Raw genomic sequence first — 19019 nt, forward strand, 5'->3', positions numbered from 1 at the left:
AAGTGCCTCTATTCAGGCATCGAAATGACTTGTAACGCACGTTACGTGTTCGTGTTGCAGACCAGTCCGAGGCTCGCCGACGCACGTTTACCCGCTAAAACAAGGATCAAAATGTGTTGCGCAGTCTGCGCCGCGCAACAAACCTTCGCCGTTATACACAAAAGATTCGCGCAAATCGTATTAGCGCTTGTAGAATCCGGCGTTGAAGCGTGCACATACCGTGTGCGCTTCGTGCAATTCACTGACCACTACAGGTAGGAGAAACATGCCGACTTCCGCAAAAAAGGTGGCCAAGAAGGCTGCTGCCCCGGTACCGACCAAGAAGGTTGCTGCAAAGAAAGTCCCTGCGAAGAAAGCCGTCGCAGCTAAGAAGGTCGCCGTGAAGGCGTCCAGCGCTCCGTCGCCGATCAAGGACACCTTCACGAAGGCCTCGCTGGCTGCACACGTCGCTGAACGCGCCGCTGTGGAACCGAAGACCGCCAAGGCCGTTCTGGCCGCGCTCGAAGATACGATCCTCGGCGCTGTGCACAAGAAGGGCGCTGGCGAATTCACGCTGTCGGGTCTTCTGAAGATCGTCGTGCAAGCTGTGCCGGCGAAGAAGAAGCGCTTCGGCAAAGATCCGTTCTCGGGTGAAGAGCGTTGGTTCCCGGCCAAGCCGGCTAGCGTGCGCATCAAGGCACGTCCGCTGAAGAAGCTGAAAGACGCAGCAGCAGGCTGATCGAGCTTTATGCGTTGCCGCGGGTTTTGAGCGTGGTGGTTTAACGGTGTGTTTTTAACCGTGCGCTTTTAACTTTGCGCTTTAACCGTGGTTAACGTTTGAGCCGACCCGCAGTGCGAGTTGTCCGAATCCCCGTGGATGCGAATCCACGGGGATTTTTTATGTCCGCCTGCCGTGGCTTGGCGAACTCGCCGCTGCCCGCCAAGGTGCCGCTTATGCACCGTACTAGCGCATCATGAGCCGCCGCAGTACGATGGCAGCGAGGCCATGCCGGTCGGGATGCGCTGTTGGCGTGCATGCACTGTATTTGGTACGCGAAGAGCTCAATGGCATAGCGCTTGCTTGAACGATTGTCGAACACCGAATGCGCAGCGCATTCGCCTTCTATCCGACAACAAGAGCGGGGCGTGACATGCGATGCTATGACGAGATGCGTCATCATGACGATGCCGTGCGGCCACACTACGCGCGCTTTGAGCGGTGGCTGGTAAAGCAGGGCAATGAGGCGATCGCACGCAAGCGTGCGGAAGCCGACCTGCTGTTCCGCCGGGTCGGCATCACCTTCGCGGTGAACGGCGATTTGTCCGGCACCGAGCGGCTGATTCCCTTCGATCTGATTCCCCGCATCATTCCGCGCAGCGAATGGCAGACGCTGGAAGCCGGTTTGCGCCAGCGGGTGCAGGCGCTCAATCTGTTTATCCACGACGTCTATCACGATCGCAACATCGTGCGTGCCGGGATCGTGCCGGCCGAACAGGTCTATACCAACGCGCAATACCGGCCTGAAATGCAGGGCGTCAACGTGCCGCTCGGTGTTTACGCGCATATCGCCGGCGTCGACGTGGTGCGCGCAGGCGACGAGGGCGAGTTCTACGTGCTCGAAGACAACCTGCGGGTGCCGTCGGGCGTGTCCTATATGTTGGAAAACCGCAAGATGATGATGCGGCTTTTCCCCGAGCTGTTCGTGCAGAACCGCATTGCGCCGGTCGCGCATTATCCCGATCTGCTGCTCGACACACTGCGCTCGGTGGCGCCCGAAGGCGTTGACGATCCGGTCGTGGTGGTGCTCACGCCGGGCATGTACAACTCCGCGTATTTCGAGCACACCTTCCTCGCGCAGCAGATGGGTGTCGAACTGGTGGAAGGCAAGGATCTGTTCGTTGACGACAACTATGTGTTCATGCGCACCACGCAGGGACCGAAGCGCGTCGACGTGATCTATCGCCGCGTCGACGACGATTTTCTCGATCCGCTCGCTTTTCGCAACGATTCGGCGCTGGGCGTGCCGGGTCTGTTGACCGCGTATCGAGCCGGACGTGTCGCGCTGGCGAACGCCATGGGCACCGGTATCGCCGACGACAAATCGATCTACCCGTACGTGCCGGAAATGATCGAGTTTTACCTCGGCGAGAAGCCGATCCTCAATAACGTCCCCACGTTCCAGTGCCGCAAGGCCGACGACCTCGCGTACACACTCGCGCATCTGCCCGAGTTGGTCGTCAAGGAAGTGCACGGCGCGGGAGGCTACGGGATGCTGGTGGGACCGGCGTCGACGAAAGCCGAAATCGAATCGTTCCGTGAGCGCCTGATCGCGCGGCCCGCGGGTTATATCGCGCAGCCCACGCTCGCGTTGTCGGCATGCCCGACGTTTGTCGAATCCGGCATCGCGCCGCGCCATATCGACTTGCGGCCGTTCGTGTTGTCTGGCAAGAGCGTGACGATGTGCGCGGGCGGTCTTACGCGCGTGGCGTTGCAGGAGGGCTCCCTCGTCGTCAATTCGTCGCAGGGGGGCGGGACCAAAGATACGTGGATGGTCGACTGACGCGGTTGCCAATGCGGTTGCTCATGCTGGAGTTGGTGCAGCAATTCATGCAACCGCACCCGCAACCCAACGTGCCGGCGAATTAGTCGAACCGCCGCCGGTGCACACGGATAACCAGCGCGAGCCTTTTTACTTTTACCTGGGGCTCGCGTCATCAGATACGGAACGCCGTCATGCTAAGCCGAACCGCCGATCACCTCTTCTGGATGGCCCGCTACATGGAGCGCGCGGAGAACACCGCCCGCATGCTCGACATCAACCTGAAGGCGTTGCTGCTGCCGCAAACGCCCGAACAGGAGTCGCGCGCACAACGCTCGGTGCTGCGCATTTCCGAGCTCGAAAGCGCCTTCGCGCAGCGCTACGATGAACCGACCCGCGAACATGTGCTCGATTTCATGGTGGCTGATGCGAACAATCCGTCGAGCATTCACTCGTGTTTGCAGGCCGCGCGCGAAAACGCCCGCGCCGTGCGCGGCACGTTGACGACAGAATGGTGGGAAACCATCAACGACACCTGGCTCGAATTCAACGAACGGAGTCAGTCCGGTCAGGCCGTGAGCAATCCGGGCGCGCTATTCGAGTGGGTGAAGTTCCGCTCACACCTGTCGCGCGGCGTGACGATCGGCACTGCGTTGCAGGACGATGCGTTCTTCTTCACGCAGCTCGGCACCTTCCTCGAACGCGCCGACAACACCGCGCGGATTCTCGACGTGCGCTTCGCCGACGTCGAGCCGAATTCACGCGATGCCGCCCGCCAGCTCGAAGACTTTTACTACTGGACCTCGATTCTCAGTTCGGTGTCGGCGCTGGAGATTTATCGCAAGGTGTATCGCGATGTCGTCACGCCGGCGCGGGTGGTCGAATTGATGATCCTGAACCAGCAGATGCCGCGCTCGCTGCTCGCTTCGCTCGAAGGCGTCTGCACGAATCTGGCGATGCTGCGCACGCCGGGCTCGAACCAGTGCGAGCGGTTTGCCGGCAAGCTGCGCGCCGAACTGGTGTATTCCGACATCCGGCAGATTTTCGAAGCCGGCCTGCACGCCTATCTGACACAGTTCCTGGCTCGCGTGTTCGAGCTCGGCAATCTGGTTGCGCGTACCTATCTGATGTTGCCAGTCGCCTGACGGAGTTCTTTTTATGTACCTGACGATCCGCCACGACACGTCCTATCGCTACGAAGCGACTGTCCATTATTCGATCCAGCAACTGCGTCTGACGCCGGCAAGCGGCGCCTCGCAGGTGGTGCGGCGCTGGAGCATCGATGCGCCCGGCAAGCTCGACGCCACCTTCGACGCCTACGGCAATGTGCTGCATACGCTCGTCATCAACAAGCCGCACAACGAGATTCGTCTGCACGTAGCGGGCGAAGTGGACACGATCGCGCTGAAAGATGGTCACTTGCCCGACGCGGTCGGCCCAATTCCGCTCGAGCATTTCACCTGCTCGACGCGTCTCACCGAGGCCGATGCGGCAGTCCGCGAGCTGGCTGCATCGGTGCCGAGCCTGGCGACTTCCGGCAATCTGATCGAGTTGGCCGAGCAGATCGTGCAGCGCGTGAAGTACAACACCGGCATCACCGAAGTCACCAGCACGGCCGCCCAGGCGCTCGCGCTCGGCAACGGTGTGTGCCAGGACCACGCGCATCTGATGCTGGCCTGCTGCCGCGCGCGCGGCATCCCGGCGCGTTACGTGAGCGGCTACATCGAACCCGGCGACGTGAGCGGCGGAGTAAGTCCCCTTGGGGCGGACCACGGCGCGAGCCACGCATGGGTCGACGTGTGGCTCGACGGCAAGGGCTGGATTTCCGTCGACGTCACGCATGCCGCGTTTGCCAGCGAGATTTACTGCCGGCTCGCCGTGGCGCGCGATTACGAAGCCGCCGCACCGGTGCGTGGCCGCCGGATCGGCGGGCTGGAGGAGCAGTTGAAGGTGTCCGTCACGGTCAGCGGGCAGATGCCGCAATAGCGTGGCGGGTGGGGATTGGCAGTCAACTCAACAGGCCTCCGAGGCTGCGTGACAGGCCGCCCGTGGCCGCCTCGGTCGGCCACATTCAACATCACAGGACGGCTCGCCAGAAGGGCTGGCAAGGTGTTTAAGTGAGCGTCAGCCCGCATAGCCATTCAGATTCGGCACGCGGCGGCCGTAAAACGGGGTGAGGCGCATGCGCGCCGCATTACAATAGCGCCGTTCTGTCGTTTTTTGCGGGTACTTTTCCATATGACTTACTGTGTAGCGATGTCCGTCGACGACGGGCTCGTGTTCCTGTCGGACACGCGCACCAATGCGGGCGTCGATCACATCAGCACCGCGCGCAAGATGTCGGTGTTCGAGCAGCCCGGCGAACGCATGCTTGTGCTGCTGGGCGCCGGCAATCTGTCGCTCACGCAAGCGGTGCTGCACGAGCTATCCGAGCCCGTCGATCCTTCGCAGCCTACGCTCTGGAGCGCGCCCACCATGGCCGACGCGGCCCGCGTGATTGGCCACGCGGTTCGCCGCGTGCATCAGCGCGAAGCCGATGCGTTGCAGGAATTCGGTGTCGAATTCAATTGCAGCTTCATTCTGGGTGGCCAGATCGCCGGCAACCGGCCGCGCCTGTTCATGATCTACGCGGCGGGCAATTTCATCGAAGCATCGGCCGTGAATCCGTATTTCCAGATTGGCGAGGCCAAGTACGGCAAGCCGATTATCGATCGCGTGCTGACGCCGTCCACGCCGCTCGACGAAGCGGCCAAGTGCGCGCTGATTTCGATGGATTCGACGCTGCGTTCGAATCTTTCGGTCGGGCTGCCACTGGATCTGCTGGTGTACGAGAAAGATTCGCTGCACGTTACGCGCTTCGTTTCAATCGACCACGACAATGCCTACTTCGAGATGATTCACCGCACGTGGGGTGAGCGGCTGCGTCAGGTATTCGGCGAGATTCCCGATCCGGACTGGCAGGAATCGCCTGATGTGCCGCTGCTGCAGCGTGAGCGTGCGCTGGTGCTGCATCGCGCGCCGGTGGGGGCGGACGGTGTGGAGCATGAGCTCGATGCGAAACCGGCACAGACGTTGGCGCAGGCAGAGAAGGGCAAGACGCAGCGGCGCTAGAGCGGTCGGCGTAGATTTAGAGGCCTACGGGCCGGAAGTCTCACACCAAGGTCGTCGCGAGCCTGTTAAGGGCTTGCCGGCGGCCTTTTTCATTTGTTCTACCGGTTGAGTTGATCGCGATGGACGCGCGGGGCACTCTCCATCGATTCTCGGCCTGGTCTGCATATGGCAGCGTTCGCCGCATGCGCCAGAACCGACAGACGAAAAAAAACCAGCCAAAGGCTTGCGCCCTTGGCTGGTCTTCGAACTGCGTATTGTTTCAGCAGTCCGTCAAGTTCGATTAGAACTTGTGGCGGATGCCCAGGCTAACCATTTCTTGCGAGTTGGAAGCCGAGTTGTAGCCGTACGAACCGATCGATGCGCCAGCTGCAACCAGGTTGCCAGCCGAATCACGTTGTTGGCCGCTTGCGTGTTGCCATGCGCCGACCAGGTAGATGTCCGTGCGCTTCGACAGGTTGTAGTCGCCGCCCAGGGAAACCTGGTTATACGTTGCGCTCGAGTCGCCCGTGCCCTTCGTGTAGATGTAGCCCACGCCCACCAGCATAGCCGGCGTTGCCTGGTAGCCAAGGTACACGCCGCCGACGTTGAACTTCTCGGTCGAACCGAAGCCCGAATTTGCATCCGGCTTGTATTGCGCGTTGCTGTAGCGCAGGTTGACCGTGAACGGGCCTGTCACATATTGCGCTGCGACCGAAGCGATACCGATCGACTTCGCTGCTGCGTAGGCCGTGTTGACCTGGCCGTCGAACGTACCGTCCGACGTGCTGCCGTTCCAGCCTGCCGACGGCGGCGTGCCAGCAATACGGCTAGCCAGCGTGTTGCCGTTGTCAGCGCGGAAGTAGCCTGCAGCAACGCTGAACGGACCCGTTGCATACGTTGCAGCGCCCGACCACGTTTGACCCGAACCCGTTTGACCAGCCACGCCGCCCAGAGCGTACATGCCTTCGAACTGGAAGCCGCCCCACACCGGCGAGGTGTACTTGATGGCGCTGTTCGTGCGCGAGGAGTTGTCGTTGTTATCGACGTCGCCCGGCGTTGCGAAGGTGGAGCCGAAGTAGTTGTCACCCGTCAGCGGTTGAACCAGGTCGACCAGCGGGTCGTACTGACGACCCAGCGTGAACGTGCCCCATTGGTCGCCCGTCAGGCCGACGTAGGCTTGACGACCGAACATACGGCCGCCTTGACCCAGCTTGCCGCTGTTCACGTCAAAGCCGTTTTCCAATTGGAAGATTGCCTTCAGGCCACCGCCGAGGTCTTCCGTGCCCTTCAGGCCAAAACGATCGCCTTGCAGGTTGCCGGCGACCATGGCGATCAGATTCTTGTTGTTACCGGCCGCGTCCTTCGTGTTGTGGACGTACTGGACCGACTCATCGATCAGGCCGTAAAGGGTAACGCTGCTTTGAGCATGCGCCATGCCGGTGACGCCCAGAAGCGCCAGCGAGAGGGTAGACAGTGCGACTCGTTTCATCCATTTCTCCACGCAGATGATTAGTTTGTTGTTGCGGAAAGGAGAATAGCTCACTGCCTTAACTGGTAAGAACCGGAAAAAAAAGAGTGTCTCCAAAAACCGACAAACGACGCAAAGCCTTGTATTTAAAGCCCGTTAACGATTGTTGCTGTTTCCGCAATACTGGTTGGTTGACCGCGCATTATTGTTGTTTCGTTGACAGTGAAGGTGTCGCTACCCGTAATTTAGACACTTGTTTGAATGGGCTTTGTAATCTAGTCGTCTAACTGTTTTCGCTGCTTTGCAGCATGCATATAAAAATGGAGCCGGGTTTCCCTTGACGGACGCGCTGGACAGAATTTATGCGCTATGAGCAGGCGCAACCGCTGCGGTTGCAACCCCTGGTTCAGCTTTGACGCGGTGGTGTGTCGCCGTGGCCCGCTTCAGTCTTCACGCTTATTCACGCGCCCGGGCCGTTCTCGCTGGCGTTGCGGCGCGCCACAGCCGCGGCGGCCAGTCCGGCCGCCGCCGCAAACAATACTGAAGTCCACGGATGCCGTCTGACATAGCGATCGGCGGCGACAGCCGTGCGGCCTGCTTCGACCAGCGTGACCGCGGCGACGCGTGTCGCTTGCGCTTCGGCAAGGACGACAGTGCGGCCGATCTTGACCGCGGTTGCCCGAGCTGAAGTCTTCTTTCGCGGCTCCACTTGCGGTGAAGCTGACGCTGGCGTTGCAGCGGCACGCGCCATGGCCGCAGCCGCTCCTGTTGCTCGAGCATGCCCGCCGGCAGGGGTTTCGCGGTTATCCACGCGAGGCACAGCATCGGCCGATACCGTCGATGCCGCCAGCACCGAAGCAAGCATGGCGCGGCTGCCGGGCGGCGAGTTTTCCTGCATGCCCCAGCCGCCGCGCGGATCGTGCATGCGCCCGCGCGCCGCCGAAAACTCCGCGCCGAGCAGCAGTACGGCAGCCGAGAAGTACAGCCACATCAGCAGCACGGCCAGCGAGCCGGCGGCGCCGAACGAGCTCGCCATCCCGGCATGCGCGATATACAGCGCGAACAGTTTCTTGCCCGCCGAGAACAACACGGCTGCGACGATCCCACCGACGAACGCATCGCGCCACTGCACCTTGGCGTCCGGCAGAAACTTCAGCAGTCCGGCGAAGGCGAAAGCCAGCACCAGCAGGCCGACGCCGAGTTGCAGCAGGTTGCCGATCACCACATAGGGCGAGTTGCCCCACAGCCATTTGCCGATAAATGTGATGACCGTATCGAGCACCAGAGAGACGATCAGCAGGAAGGCGACACCGAGCACGAGGCCGAACGAAATCAGGCGCACCCGCACCATCGCGATCACGCTCGACGAGCGCGGCCCGGTGTACGGCCACACCATATTGAGTGCGCTATTGAGCGACGAGAAAGTCGCCGAGGCGCCGATCGCCAGCATTGAGAACGAAATGATCGCCGCAATGCCGCCGGCGCTGCCGCTGTGATGAGCGTTCTCGACGATGGTTTGCACGCCCGCGGCGGCCTGGTCGCCGAGCAGGCCGTGAATGTGGTTGAACAGTTCGCCGCGCGCGGCGGCGGCGCCGAAGAACCAGCCGGCCACGGCGATCACCATGACCAGCGTGGGCGCGAGCGAGAAGGCCGCATAGAAGGCGATGCTGGCGGCCATGGCCGCGCAGCGGTCGTCGGCAAACTGTTTGAATGCGCCGATTGCCCAGTTGGCCTGCCTGCGCGCTACAAGCTGGAGGTTCTCGGCGGAGAGCGTGTCGATGTCCATGGTCGTGTTTCTCAAGGGGATACTGGCACGAGAAGCGCCGCGTGCGTGCCGCTGAGGTGGCCTCAATGCAGCATGTGCAGACTTCGCATCGACGCCTTTCGCAAACCTTGTGCCTGTCACTATAACAAGCGCTTCATGCCGATGCGCGCGATACGCCGCCAGCGTGTGTGCCGTTAGAATGCCGCTGGACCTTCACACTTTTATCGCTATGCACTCGCACGAACTCATCAAGCAGCTGGATATCATCCCCGCGGAACAACTGAGCGCGCATTTGCCCGCGCATGTGGTCGAGAATCTGCCGGCCCAGGGCGTGACCGTATTTGCCGTCAGCGACGACGCTTCGGACACCGTCGAATTCAGCGCGCGCTACGGCTTTGGCCTCGCGGACTGCGCCAACACGATCGTGGTCCGCTACAAGAAGGAGGGCGCCGAGCATTACGCAGCACTGGTTTCGCTGGGTTCGCTGCGTCTGGACATCAATGGCGCGGTGAAGGCGGCGCTGGGTGCGCAGCGCCTTTCGTTCGCCAAACGGGAGGCCGCCGTCGACCATAGCGGGATGGAATTCGGCGGAATTACGGCCTTCGGCTTGCCGGAGGACTGGCGTATTCTCGTCGACGCCGCGGTCATGGAGCGCGCTCAGATCGTGATGGGGGCAGGGGTGCGGGCGGCCAAGTTGCTGTTGGCGCCGGAGGTGCTGAAGCAGTGGCCGCGCTGTGAAGTTGCGTCGCTTGCGTTGCCGGCCGAATGAAACGGTGGGGCGCCCGCCGCCTCGGCAAGCCGCACCGGTCAAGCTCAGCCCCATAGTTCAACGCACGAAGGCATCAAACGAACGGATCAAACAAACGCTGAAGTTTTCCCACACTCCGCCGTTATTCCGAAGATTGACATGAACAGTTACGGTGCCTGCCCGCGCGGCGCCCGACTATAAGTAGAAAGGAAAACGGAGATGGAACGCTTTCGCCTGAAAGTGCGGCTTTGGCTCGCGCTAGCAGTGATGTGCATGGGAATTCTGGCTATCGGCCTGTGGGGCGCGTTCAAAACGCGCGACACAATGATCGCCAATCGGCAGGCCGAGCTGAAAAGCGTAGTGAGCGTGGCCTATAGCGTGCTGGATCGCTATAACGGCCTCGTCACAGCCGGCACAATGCCGCTCGCCGACGCGCAACGCACGGCCATGGCCGACCTGCGCGCAATGCGCTACGACGGCGCCGGCGGCTACCTCGTCATCGAGGACCCGCACGCAAGAGTGCTGATGCACGGCGTGCGGGCCGATCTCGAAGGCAAGGACATGAGCGGCTTCACGGACCCGCAAGGGCGCCACGTGTTCAAGGACGGCTCGGATCTCGCCCAGCGCGAAGGCGAAGGCTTCATCCACCTGCAGTTCCTGAAGCCGGGCTCCAATAAGATGGCGCCGAAGATCAACTACGTGCGGCTTTACAAGCCATGGGACTGGACGATCGTCACCGGTGTGTTCACTGACGATATCGACGCCGCGTTTTACACCACGCTCGTGCAGTACGTCGGCGCCGCGCTGATTCTGTGTCTGGTGGTGGGTGTCGTGATCGGCGTGATCCTGCGCAGCATCTTGCGGCAACTCGGCGGCGAACCGGCTTACGCGGCGCAGATCGCTTCCCGTATCGCCGATGGCGACCTCGATGTGGTCGTCGAGACAAAAGCCGGCGACAACGTCAGCCTGCTCGCCGCGATGCAGCGCATGCAGCATCGGCTCGCGCAGGCGATCACGCAGATTCGCAGCGGCGCAACGCTGATTTCGACGGTGTCCAACGAGATCGCCGCCGGCAACGCGGACCTGTCGCGCCGTACGGAACAGCAGGCGACCGCGCTCGGCGAAACCGCTTCCAGCATGGAGCAGATCACCGCGACCGTGAAGCAGAACGCCGACAACGCCAAGCAGGCCAGTCAACTGGCGCACAACGCCTCGGAGACGGCGGCGCGCGGCGGTGAAGTGGTCGGCCAGGTGGTCGAGACGATGCGTGGCATCTCGCAGTCATCGCACCGGATCGGCGACATCATTGGCGTGATCGAGGGGATTGCATTTCAGACCAACATTCTTGCCTTGAACGCGGCCGTCGAAGCGGCGCGCGCCGGTGAGGAAGGGCGCGGCTTCGCGGTGGTGGCGGGCGAAGTGCGCAGTCTCGCGCAGCGCAGCGCGGCGGCGGCCAAAGAGATCAAGACGCTGATCGAAGAATCGGCCGCACAGATCGAAGGCGGCTCGCAGTACGTGGGCCGGGCCGGTGAAACAATGCAAGAAGTGGTGCATGCGGTGCGGCGCGTGACTGACATCATGGGTGAGATCAGCGCGGCGTCGGTCGAGCAAAGCTCGGGCATCGAGCAGGTCAACATTGCGGTGGCGAGCATGGATCAAACGACCCAGCAGAACGCGGCATTGGTGGAAGAAGCGAGCGCGTCCGCCGACGTCCTGAAAGTGCAGACCGGGCAACTGGCGGCGGCCATTGCCGTGTTTACGCTGCCGGAAGGGGCGTGAACAGCGTGGAGGCACACGCGGCGCCAGGTGGAGACTGAATGAATGTCTTGGCCAAGCTGACACAGTGGCCCGGCGGAATTGTAAAACGGGTGAGTTTTACCGCAGTGTGGTCAATATGACTATGGTGAGGCGAGCCGCGCCGTGTTCGTGGTGCGCGTGACGCCGCCTGATGGAGGCGTCACGCGCGCACGCTCAGATGATCAGACGTGAGACCTTCGTGCCTTCGAGCGACACACCGGCCATCAAGCCGCCGTTCGTCAGCACAAACGCTTCGACCGGGCTGGTGGCGGTCGAGGTATCGACAGCGCCGTTTGCACCGACCTTCAGGACGGCGACCGTCGCATCTGCCCCTGCTGCCCAACCCTGGCTGCTGAGGAATTTGTCCAGCGCTTCCTGCGTCATGAACAGGAACACCAGCGCTTTGGACTGCGCGCCGATCTGCAAACCGAACGAGCCCGCGACGGTGCTGTAGTAGCCGGTAGTGCGGCCACCCACGCGCAACGACCCTTCGCCGTATTGCCCGCCAACCCAGAAACCCGCGGAAATCACCGACGGGAACACGAGCACGCCGCGCGCCTTGGCGACCAGTTCGCGCGAGCCGGTGACGTTCGCGTAGAGACGCGACAAGGTGGAGTCGACGCCAGCGTTGATCGTGTCGCGCTTGCCGGCGTTCGCCGACTCAGACGCGCTCGAGGATGGCGACGTGGTCGTGCAGCCGGCGAGGCCAAGACCCGCCGTAGCCAAAGCGGCGCTCGAGGTCATGATGAATTGTCGTCTGCGCATGATTGTTCTCCTTGTGCATAGTGAAGATTGCGTTTTCTTGTGTGACAGTGAGTGCCGTGACTTTGGCACATGCGTACGTCGGCAGCCCGTATGTCTGCTAGGCAGCATTTAGCGTGCCTGACGCCGCGGCCTGTCTATAGACAGCTGTCATGCGCTGACGTTCACCGGGGATTCACGGCGTTCAACGCCGTGTCCCCCTTGCTTCCCCACGGTTCCTAGGCCGCCGGACGGATATTCTGATTGTGGCGGAACAGGTTGTGCGGGTCATAGCGGTTCTTCACGTCGACGAGACGCGCGTAATTCGGTCCATACGCGTCGGCTATCCGTCCGCCCTCCTCCTGCGTCATGAAATTGACGTACACGCTGCCTAGCGCGAACGGTGCGGCTGCGTCGAAGAATGCGCGGGCCCAGGCGATGCAGCGCTCGTCATCGCTCGCGTCGTCCCAACGACCATGCACGTTCATTGCATATTGCGTGTCGCGGCTCGAATAGGCCGTGGCTTCGACCGGCACCCGGCTCGTCTGCGCACCGATCTGCCCGAAGAAGATTTCGCATTGCGGCGATGGCAGCTTGCCGATCGCATCGAGCAGCGCGTCGATGAGACCGTCCGATATTTTGTCGAGGTTGTGGGACTTCCAGTAGTTACGAGCGCCCGGCGTGAGTAGTGGATCGAACGCCTGTTGCCACATGGCATATGGCATTGGCCCGAGATGTTCGCCGATCGGCGTGCCGAAGCCGCGTACTGCCTCTACCACGGACGGCCCGTTTTCGATCGGGCCTGTGTAGCACATCGCGAATACGATGACCGGTTTGCCGTGCACTTCGGGTGGAAGGAACGGCAGCGGTGGCGCAAGCCGTAGAACGGCCCATACGCTCAGTTCTTCCGGCATCTGCTCTGCAGCCGTGCGGTACTGGAGCAGGGCACTTTTCGCCTGATCGATCGGCAGCACGACGAGGCCGCCGTACACGAGTGGTCCGACCGGATGCAGCGCGAACTCGAAGCGCGTTACGACGCCGAAATTGCCGCCACCACCGCGAATCGCCCAGAACAGATCGTCGTGCGAGTCCGCGCTTGCGTGCAGCAATTCCCCGTCGGCGGTGACCACGTCTGCTGAAATCAGATTGTCGACGGTCATGCCGTATCTGCGGCTCAGCCAGCCGAACCCGCCGCCTAGCGTCAGACCGGCCACGCCGGTGGTCGAGTTGATGCCAAGTGGCGTGGCGAGTCCGAACGCTTGCGCTTCGTGGTCGAAATCGGCGAGCGTGGCACCAGGCTCGACATACGCGCGCTTCGCGACCGGATCGATGACCACGGATTTCATCGGCGACAGATCGACCACGAGGCCGTCGTCGCATAGCGCGGTGCCGGCGATGTTATGGCCGCCGCTATGCACCGCCAGCGGCAGATTGTTGTCGCGCGCGAATGCTACACCGCGGCGCACGTCGGCCACGCCGGCGCAGCGCAGAATCAACGCCGGATGTCGATCGATCATTGCATTCCAGATGCTGCGGGCCTCGTCGAAACCCGCGTCGCCGGGCCGCAACAGTTCGCCTCGGATCGCGGTTTTGAGTTCTTCAGCGGCGCTGCTGGACACGCTTACCATGACACACCTCCAGACATAATGGGAGACGCTCTCGGAACACCATTCAGCTGAACAAAGCAAATTGAAAGCGTCTGGACAGGTTCAGGCTGCGTCCAGTAAACGGCCCTGCTTCGGTAAGTCAAACGAAGGTAAACCCGCGTCCACGATCGATGTCGCGCGAAAGCACGTGCGGTAAGTGTTCGTGCGCTGAGGCACGAGTCATGACTGTCGTCGTCGCCGTGTATGGTGGAAATACTTCCGGAAAAGACCGCGAGAGGAAGTGTTGGGTGTGCGCCGTGCTGGTGGCTGCGCGGCGACACTTTTGTGGGCGAAGGGTGCCATTTTTGTTTGCGTACCGTGCTGACGTGTCGATTTACATGCGGTTTCGCGCGGAGGAATATGCCCGTATCGACTCGTTCATGATCAATCGCCCGGGAGGTGTGATGTCCATGCAAGCTCTTGTTCTCAGGCAGCACAATGGCCCGCTCGAACTGACCGAACTACCGCGCCCCGAGCCTGCGCGCGGCGAGGTGCTGGTGCGAATCGTCGCGAGCGGTCTGAATCCGCTCGACACAAAAATCCGCGCCGGCGCCGCCGGGCACGCGAAACATCCGTTGCCGGCGGTGTTGGGGATCGACATGGCCGGCGTCGTCGACACAGTGGGCGCCGGTGTCGACCGGTTTAAGGCGGGTGATCAGGTGTACGGAATGACGGGTGGAGTGGGTGGCCTGCAGGGATCGCTGGCGCAATACGCATCGGTCGATGCGGATCTGCTGGCCTTGAAACCGTCCAATCTCTCCATGCGCGAAGCCGCTACGCTACCGCTTGCTTTTATCACGGCGTACTCGGGCATTGTCGATCGTGCGCATCTGCAGGCAGGGCAAACGGTGCTCGTGCATGGTGGGGCGGGTGGTGTCGGATACGTCTGCGTGCAGTTGGCGCTCGCGCTCGATGCGAAGGTCTTTGCGACCGTGAGCGAGCGTGATCGCAGCGTGGTGGAGGCGCTCGGCGCCAGGCCGATCGATTACCGTGCACAGTCGGTCGAACAATATGTCCAGTCTGCGACGGATGGTGTGGGTTTCGACCTGGTCGTCGATACGGTCGGCGGGACGACGCTTGACGCATCGTTTGCCGCCGTGCGGCATTTCGGCCATGTGGTGAGCGCGCTCGGCTGGGGCACGCATGCGCTAGCGCCGCTGTCGTTTCGCGAAGCGACCTACTCAGGTGTGTTCACGCTGCATGCGTTGCTTTCTGGCAAAGGCCGCGCGCATCACGGCGAGATGGTGAGAGTGGCGGCGCGGCTCGCGGAAGAAAACAGGCTCGCGCCCCGCCTCGACGCGCGGCGCTTTGATCTGGGCAGCGCGCAGCTTGCTTATGAAGCACTGGCCGACGGTAGCGCGCGAGGCAAAGTTGTGGTCGAGGTGAACTGAGCGGAACGTTGCTGCGCGCCGCAGGACTATCCCTTCACGAGGCCGCCGTCCACGATCAGATTCTGCCCCGTGACTGCACGCGCCCACGGCGACAGGAAGAACAGCACGGCGTCGGCGAACTCTTCAGGCGTCGTGACACGCCGCACCGGTGTCGAACTGGCGATCAGGTCGAAGACGAATTCCGGCGTGGCGGCGCTCGCGTCCGTGGTGCGCAGCAGACCACCCGACACCATGTTTACCGTAATGCCATCCGGGCCGAGATCGTGAGCGGCGGTGCGCGTGAGCGACAACAGGGCTGCTTTGGCTGCCGTGTAGTCGTGATAGGGGACCACCGGGTTCTGAAACAGATTGGTGCCGACGTTGACGATGCGGCCGAATCCGCGCGAGCGCATGCCCGCGGCCGCCGCTTGCGTCGTATTGAGCGCGCCCTTGAGTGAGCCGTCCAATTGCTGCTGGAAACGCGCCCAGTCGATTGAGTCGATTTTCGGGCGGGCGTCGCCGTCGAACTGAAAGTCGGCCAACGCGTTGTTGACCACCGACACGATGGGCTGCCCGGTTTGTGCCTGCGCCGTTTCGAACAGGCGCGCGACGGCGGTCGCATCGGTCACGTCCGCCTGGATCGGCAGGACACGATCGCCGAATTCGTCTTTCAGCGCGTGAGCCAGCATTTCGCTCTTACGGTAATTCACCACGACGCCAGCGCCTTCGCGTACCAGTGCGCGTGTGATCGCGGCGCCGAGTCCGCGAGCGCCGCCCGTTACCAGCACCCATTGTTCGGATAAAAGCATTTCTCTTCCTGTTGTCGATGAGGTTGCAATCTTCGTATTGTCGCTTGATTCGGTTTTCTCGCTCGCTTCCCCCGCCGAAACTGCTCATTCCTGGGTAAATAGTTCGTTTGCGGCTGTTCGAATCATCTGATGAAGCGATCTGGACTTGAAGTAAAAATAATAGTTTGGACTACATATCTAGAGATGATAATTTCCGATGCTGTTAAAAACGGTAATTAACGATATTTAACAGTCGTGCAGCGCAATTAATCGGAAACAGGCCAGCAATTTCGCATTGCGTGGGGTAGCGCACGGTCATCGGATGGCGCTCCGCATAACTTCAATGTCCATCGGGCCCCTGCTGTGTTCTTTTCAAGCCTTTGTTCGCGCACAGCTAGTCGCTTCTTCCGGATCACGTCAAATCGGACCGGGATTATCTGCGGATGAGATGCCGGGCGTCGCGCGCTTTTCGTGCGGTGCCTGGCAATGTCGACCGGGCTTTGAAGTTTCATTTTTAACAGCGAACAGAGATTCACTCGTTATCTGAATCTGTCTTTCGATTTATATGGTTAGGAGAATGAAATGAAAAAGCAAAACGGGGACACGCGGACGTTGGGGACAAGCAAAGCGGTATTGGCGGTTGCTGTGAGTCTTTATGCGGCGATGGCGGGTGCTCAAACGAACCCGACCGCACCTGCTGCGCCGTCCGCAAGTTCGGCGAAGCTGATGGTTGCGCAAGCATTGCCGATTGATTGTCCGTTATTCGATACGCTCGGCTGCAAGAAGGACGATGGTGGATTGCGAGCGTTTGGTGGAAGTGGGGTGGCTGCGGCTGCGGGGCTGGGGTCTGCATCGGCGTCGGGCTCGCAGAGCAGCGATGGCAGCGGGACTTCATCGACTGGAGCGGGCGCTAACGGTAGCGGAGGCGGCTCGACGTCCGGCGCGGTGGGACTCGGTGCCGGAAGTGCGGGGAGCGGTAGTGGGGGGAAGGGTGGGACGGGTAGTGGTGGAACAGGCGGTGGTGGGACGGGCGGTGGTGGAACAGGCGGTGGTGGAACAGGCGGTGGTGGGACGGGCGGAGGTGGGACGGGCGGTGGTGGGACGGGCGGTGGTGGAACAGGCGGAGGTGGAACAGGCGGAGGTGGAACAGGCGGTGGTGGGACGGGCGGAAATGGCGACGGCGGTCACGGCGACGGCGGTCATGGTGGCGGTGGTCATGGAGATGGCGGCCATGGCGACGGCGGTCATGGTGACGGTGGTCATGGAGATGGCGGCCATGGCGACGGCGGTCATGGTGACGGTGGTCATGGAGATGGCGGCCATGGCGACGGCGGTCATGGTGACGGTGGTCATGGTGATGGTGGTCATGGAGATGGCGGCCATGGCGACGGTGGCCATGGTGATGGTGGCCACGGCGATGGAGGTCATGGCGACGGAGGTCATGGCGATGGCGGTCATGGCAGCGGTGGTCATGGTGACGGTGGTCATGGAGATGGCGGCCATGGCGATGGAGGTCATGGCGATGGCGGTCATGGCGATGGCGGTCATGGTGACGGTGGCCATGGTGATGGCGGCCACGGCGATGGCGGTCATGGTGACGGTGGTCATGGCAGCGGTGGCCATGGCGATGGCGGTCACGGCGACGGCGGTCATGGAAGCGGTGGCCATGGAGATGGTGGCAAAGGTGACGGTGGCCACGGCGATGGAGGTCATGGCAACGGTGGCCATGGAGACGGTGGCAAGGGCGACGGTGGCCACGGCAACAGTGGCAAAGGCGACGGCGGCAAAGGCAGCAGCGGCCAGGGCCATGGCGGCGGTTTCGGTGGGGGCTTCGGCGGCGGTGGCGGCCATGGTGGCGGTTACGGCGGCGGACACGGCAACGGCCACTAACGCATCTTGCAATCCTTAGCGCGCGGGCGGCCGACAAACGGCCGCCCGCGCCGCTTCAATCACCTGCCTTCTTAAGTTCAAAGAACATCCACTCAACGCGACTCATGAAAACACAACCAACCTCCGCCTGATAAAGTGCCGTCCATGATTAAATACCGGGTCACGCTCACCGCATAAAACGCCAAAGCCAACCCCCGGCGGCCACACCGCATCAGTCCATTTACAACGTTGCGCATTGCGCAAAACGGAGTCTGCGTTGAACAACAAACAGGTCTCGCTGCCGCAAGCACCATTGCGAATTGCGGCGGCGCAAGCGCAACCGGTGTCCGGCGACGTCACGGCGAACATCGCCAGAACGGTCGAACTGATCAACATCGCCGCCGACCGCGGCGCGAAACTAGTGGTCTTCCCCGAGAAATTCCTAAGCGGCTACGAACCTGACCTGATTGCCGGCGACCCCGCGAAATACGCCTTCGACGAACACGACGCGCGGCTCGAACCCATTCGCGAAGTTTGCCGCGAGCGCGAGATCGCCGTAATCGTCGGTGCGGCGACACGCGGCATACGCAACGTGGACGGCCTTCATATTTCGTCGCTAGTGTTCAACCGCGCAGGCGAGCTGATCGAGTCGTATCACAAGCAGCATCTCTACAGCGGCGAGACAAAGATCTATCAGGCCGGCTTGCAAGGCTGCATGCTTGAGATCGACGGCTGGCGGCTCGCGCTCGGCGTGTGCTACGACTCCGGTTTTCCTGAGCACGCGCGCAACGCCGCTGTAAACGGCGCGCACGCTTACCTGGTGAGCGCGCTCTTTAGCGTGAAGACTGGCTATCATCAGTCGCGCATCTGGTTTCCCGCGCGTGCTTTTGACAACACCCTGTACGTGCTCTTGTCGAATCACGTCGGCACTACAGGCGGCTGGGAAACGTGCGGCGCGAGCGCGATCTGGGGCCCGTATGGCGACGTCGTGACGGAAGCGAGCCGCGATCGCGAGGAAGTGATTACCGCGCTACTCGATCCAACTGTGCTGGCCGATGTCCGAGAGCGCGAAACAATGCTCGCGGACTTCAAGGCGCACGTCGCTGAGACAGCGGGTGAGTACGTAGTGCATCGTCTGGATTAACCGCACGCGCGGCAAGATCACAAAGCGTGCCGTTACCGTCACTCGGCCTGGACGTCGAATAAGTGCACGCGAGC

15 protein-coding genes are annotated in these 19019 nt (G+C 61.9%); 10 read left to right on the forward strand and 5 right to left on the reverse strand.

Annotation, left to right across the window (positions count from 1 at the left end; genetic code table 11):
• Positions 1-265: 265 nt before the first annotated feature.
• The 5 genes from KHO30_RS06715 to KHO30_RS06735 all read left to right on the forward strand — a co-directional run bounded on the left by KHO30_RS06715 (position 266) and on the right by KHO30_RS06735 (position 5630).
• On the forward strand, positions 266-718 hold the full coding sequence (locus tag KHO30_RS06715; RefSeq protein ID WP_007177969.1) for an HU family DNA-binding protein: 453 nt from the start codon (positions 266-268) through the stop codon (positions 716-718).
• Between the two features lie 412 nt (positions 719-1130).
• Positions 1131-2540, forward strand: coding sequence for a circularly permuted type 2 ATP-grasp protein (locus KHO30_RS06720; RefSeq protein ID WP_054040394.1), 1410 nt, complete (start codon positions 1131-1133; stop codon positions 2538-2540).
• A gap of 173 nt (positions 2541-2713) precedes the next feature.
• Positions 2714-3664 carry an alpha-E domain-containing protein gene (locus KHO30_RS06725; RefSeq protein ID WP_093634845.1) on the forward strand — a complete coding sequence of 317 codons (951 nt, stop codon included), beginning with the start codon at positions 2714-2716 and terminating at the stop codon, positions 3662-3664.
• A 13-nt stretch (positions 3665-3677) separates the two neighbouring features.
• Complete coding sequence (locus tag KHO30_RS06730) at positions 3678-4505, forward strand: transglutaminase family protein (RefSeq protein ID WP_093634844.1); 828 nt, start codon at positions 3678-3680, stop codon at positions 4503-4505.
• Between the two features lie 252 nt (positions 4506-4757).
• Positions 4758-5630, forward strand: a complete 873-nt coding sequence (locus tag KHO30_RS06735; protein WP_093634843.1) for a proteasome-type protease — start codon at positions 4758-4760, stop codon at positions 5628-5630.
• 280 nt (positions 5631-5910) lie between these two features.
• Here KHO30_RS06735 and KHO30_RS06740 read toward each other — a convergent pair whose 3' ends face one another.
• Positions 5911-7098 (reverse strand): porin, encoded by a 1188-nt coding sequence (locus KHO30_RS06740; RefSeq protein ID WP_093634842.1) that lies wholly within the window; start codon positions 7096-7098, stop codon positions 5911-5913.
• A 439-nt stretch (positions 7099-7537) separates the two neighbouring features.
• Positions 7538-8863: a YihY/virulence factor BrkB family protein gene (locus tag KHO30_RS06745; RefSeq protein ID WP_211700379.1), complete on the reverse strand. Its 1326-nt coding sequence runs from the start codon at positions 8861-8863 to the stop codon at positions 7538-7540.
• Between the two features lie 208 nt (positions 8864-9071).
• On the opposite strand from KHO30_RS06745, the gene KHO30_RS06750 reads away from it, so the two are divergent.
• Both KHO30_RS06750 and KHO30_RS06755 read left to right on the forward strand, forming a co-directional pair.
• Positions 9072-9611 (forward strand): YbaK/EbsC family protein, encoded by a 540-nt coding sequence (locus KHO30_RS06750; protein WP_093634840.1) that lies wholly within the window; start codon positions 9072-9074, stop codon positions 9609-9611.
• A gap of 198 nt (positions 9612-9809) precedes the next feature.
• Positions 9810-11369, forward strand: coding sequence for a methyl-accepting chemotaxis protein (locus KHO30_RS06755; protein WP_211700380.1), 1560 nt, complete (start codon positions 9810-9812; stop codon positions 11367-11369).
• A 192-nt stretch (positions 11370-11561) separates the two neighbouring features.
• On the opposite strand, the gene KHO30_RS06760 is transcribed toward KHO30_RS06755, so the two are convergent.
• Both KHO30_RS06760 and KHO30_RS06765 read right to left on the reverse strand, forming a co-directional pair.
• Positions 11562-12152: a BPSL1445 family SYLF domain-containing lipoprotein gene (locus tag KHO30_RS06760; RefSeq protein WP_093634838.1), complete on the reverse strand. Its 591-nt coding sequence runs from the start codon at positions 12150-12152 to the stop codon at positions 11562-11564.
• A gap of 215 nt (positions 12153-12367) precedes the next feature.
• Positions 12368-13756: an FAD-binding oxidoreductase gene (locus KHO30_RS06765; protein ID WP_211700381.1), complete on the reverse strand. Its 1389-nt coding sequence runs from the start codon at positions 13754-13756 to the stop codon at positions 12368-12370.
• A 422-nt stretch (positions 13757-14178) separates the two neighbouring features.
• Between KHO30_RS06765 and KHO30_RS06770 the strand changes: the two genes are divergently transcribed.
• Positions 14179-15165: a zinc-dependent alcohol dehydrogenase family protein gene (locus KHO30_RS06770; protein WP_211700382.1), complete on the forward strand. Its 987-nt coding sequence runs from the start codon at positions 14179-14181 to the stop codon at positions 15163-15165.
• A gap of 26 nt (positions 15166-15191) precedes the next feature.
• Here the strand turns inward: KHO30_RS06770 and KHO30_RS06775 are convergent, their stop codons facing one another.
• Positions 15192-15953 carry a 3-oxoacyl-ACP reductase gene (locus KHO30_RS06775; RefSeq protein WP_200652511.1) on the reverse strand — a complete coding sequence of 254 codons (762 nt, stop codon included), beginning with the start codon at positions 15951-15953 and terminating at the stop codon, positions 15192-15194.
• Positions 15954-16938: 985 nt separating this feature from the next.
• Here KHO30_RS06775 and KHO30_RS39495 point away from each other — a divergent pair.
• Both KHO30_RS39495 and KHO30_RS06785 read left to right on the forward strand, forming a co-directional pair.
• Entirely contained in the window at positions 16939-17841 is a 903-nt protein-coding gene (locus tag KHO30_RS39495; RefSeq protein ID WP_280531431.1) for a hypothetical protein, read from the forward strand.
• Positions 17842-18078: 237 nt separating this feature from the next.
• Positions 18079-18945: a carbon-nitrogen hydrolase family protein gene (locus KHO30_RS06785; RefSeq protein ID WP_093634834.1), complete on the forward strand. Its 867-nt coding sequence runs from the start codon at positions 18079-18081 to the stop codon at positions 18943-18945.
• Positions 18946-19019: the final 74 nt, after the last annotated feature.

The sequence above is a fragment of the Paraburkholderia aspalathi genome, from assembly GCF_905220735.1.
Taxonomy (GTDB): Bacteria; Pseudomonadota; Gammaproteobacteria; order Burkholderiales; family Burkholderiaceae; genus Paraburkholderia; species Paraburkholderia aspalathi.

What these genes read in the sequence shown, in the direction of transcription:
- KHO30_RS06750 (WP_093634840.1), top strand. Translation starts at nt 9,072, where the DNA reads ATGCACTCGCACGAACTCATCAAGCAGCTGGATATCATCCCCGCGGAA.
- KHO30_RS06760 (WP_093634838.1), bottom strand. Translation starts at nt 12,152, where the DNA reads ATGCGCAGACGACAATTCATCATGACCTCGAGCGCCGCTTTGGCTACG.
- KHO30_RS06755 (WP_211700380.1), top strand. Translation starts at nt 9,810, where the DNA reads ATGGAACGCTTTCGCCTGAAAGTGCGGCTTTGGCTCGCGCTAGCAGTG.
- KHO30_RS06765 (WP_211700381.1), bottom strand. Translation starts at nt 13,756, where the DNA reads ATGGTAAGCGTGTCCAGCAGCGCCGCTGAAGAACTCAAAACCGCGATC.
- KHO30_RS06775 (WP_200652511.1), bottom strand. Translation starts at nt 15,953, where the DNA reads ATGCTTTTATCCGAACAATGGGTGCTGGTAACGGGCGGCGCTCGCGGA.
- KHO30_RS06720 (WP_054040394.1), top strand. Translation starts at nt 1,131, where the DNA reads ATGCGATGCTATGACGAGATGCGTCATCATGACGATGCCGTGCGGCCA.
- KHO30_RS06730 (WP_093634844.1), top strand. Translation starts at nt 3,678, where the DNA reads ATGTACCTGACGATCCGCCACGACACGTCCTATCGCTACGAAGCGACT.
- KHO30_RS06715 (WP_007177969.1), top strand. Translation starts at nt 266, where the DNA reads ATGCCGACTTCCGCAAAAAAGGTGGCCAAGAAGGCTGCTGCCCCGGTA.
- KHO30_RS06725 (WP_093634845.1), top strand. Translation starts at nt 2,714, where the DNA reads ATGCTAAGCCGAACCGCCGATCACCTCTTCTGGATGGCCCGCTACATG.
- KHO30_RS06770 (WP_211700382.1), top strand. Translation starts at nt 14,179, where the DNA reads ATGTCCATGCAAGCTCTTGTTCTCAGGCAGCACAATGGCCCGCTCGAA.
- KHO30_RS06740 (WP_093634842.1), bottom strand. Translation starts at nt 7,098, where the DNA reads ATGAAACGAGTCGCACTGTCTACCCTCTCGCTGGCGCTTCTGGGCGTC.
- KHO30_RS06745 (WP_211700379.1), bottom strand. Translation starts at nt 8,863, where the DNA reads ATGGACATCGACACGCTCTCCGCCGAGAACCTCCAGCTTGTAGCGCGC.
- KHO30_RS06735 (WP_093634843.1), top strand. Translation starts at nt 4,758, where the DNA reads ATGACTTACTGTGTAGCGATGTCCGTCGACGACGGGCTCGTGTTCCTG.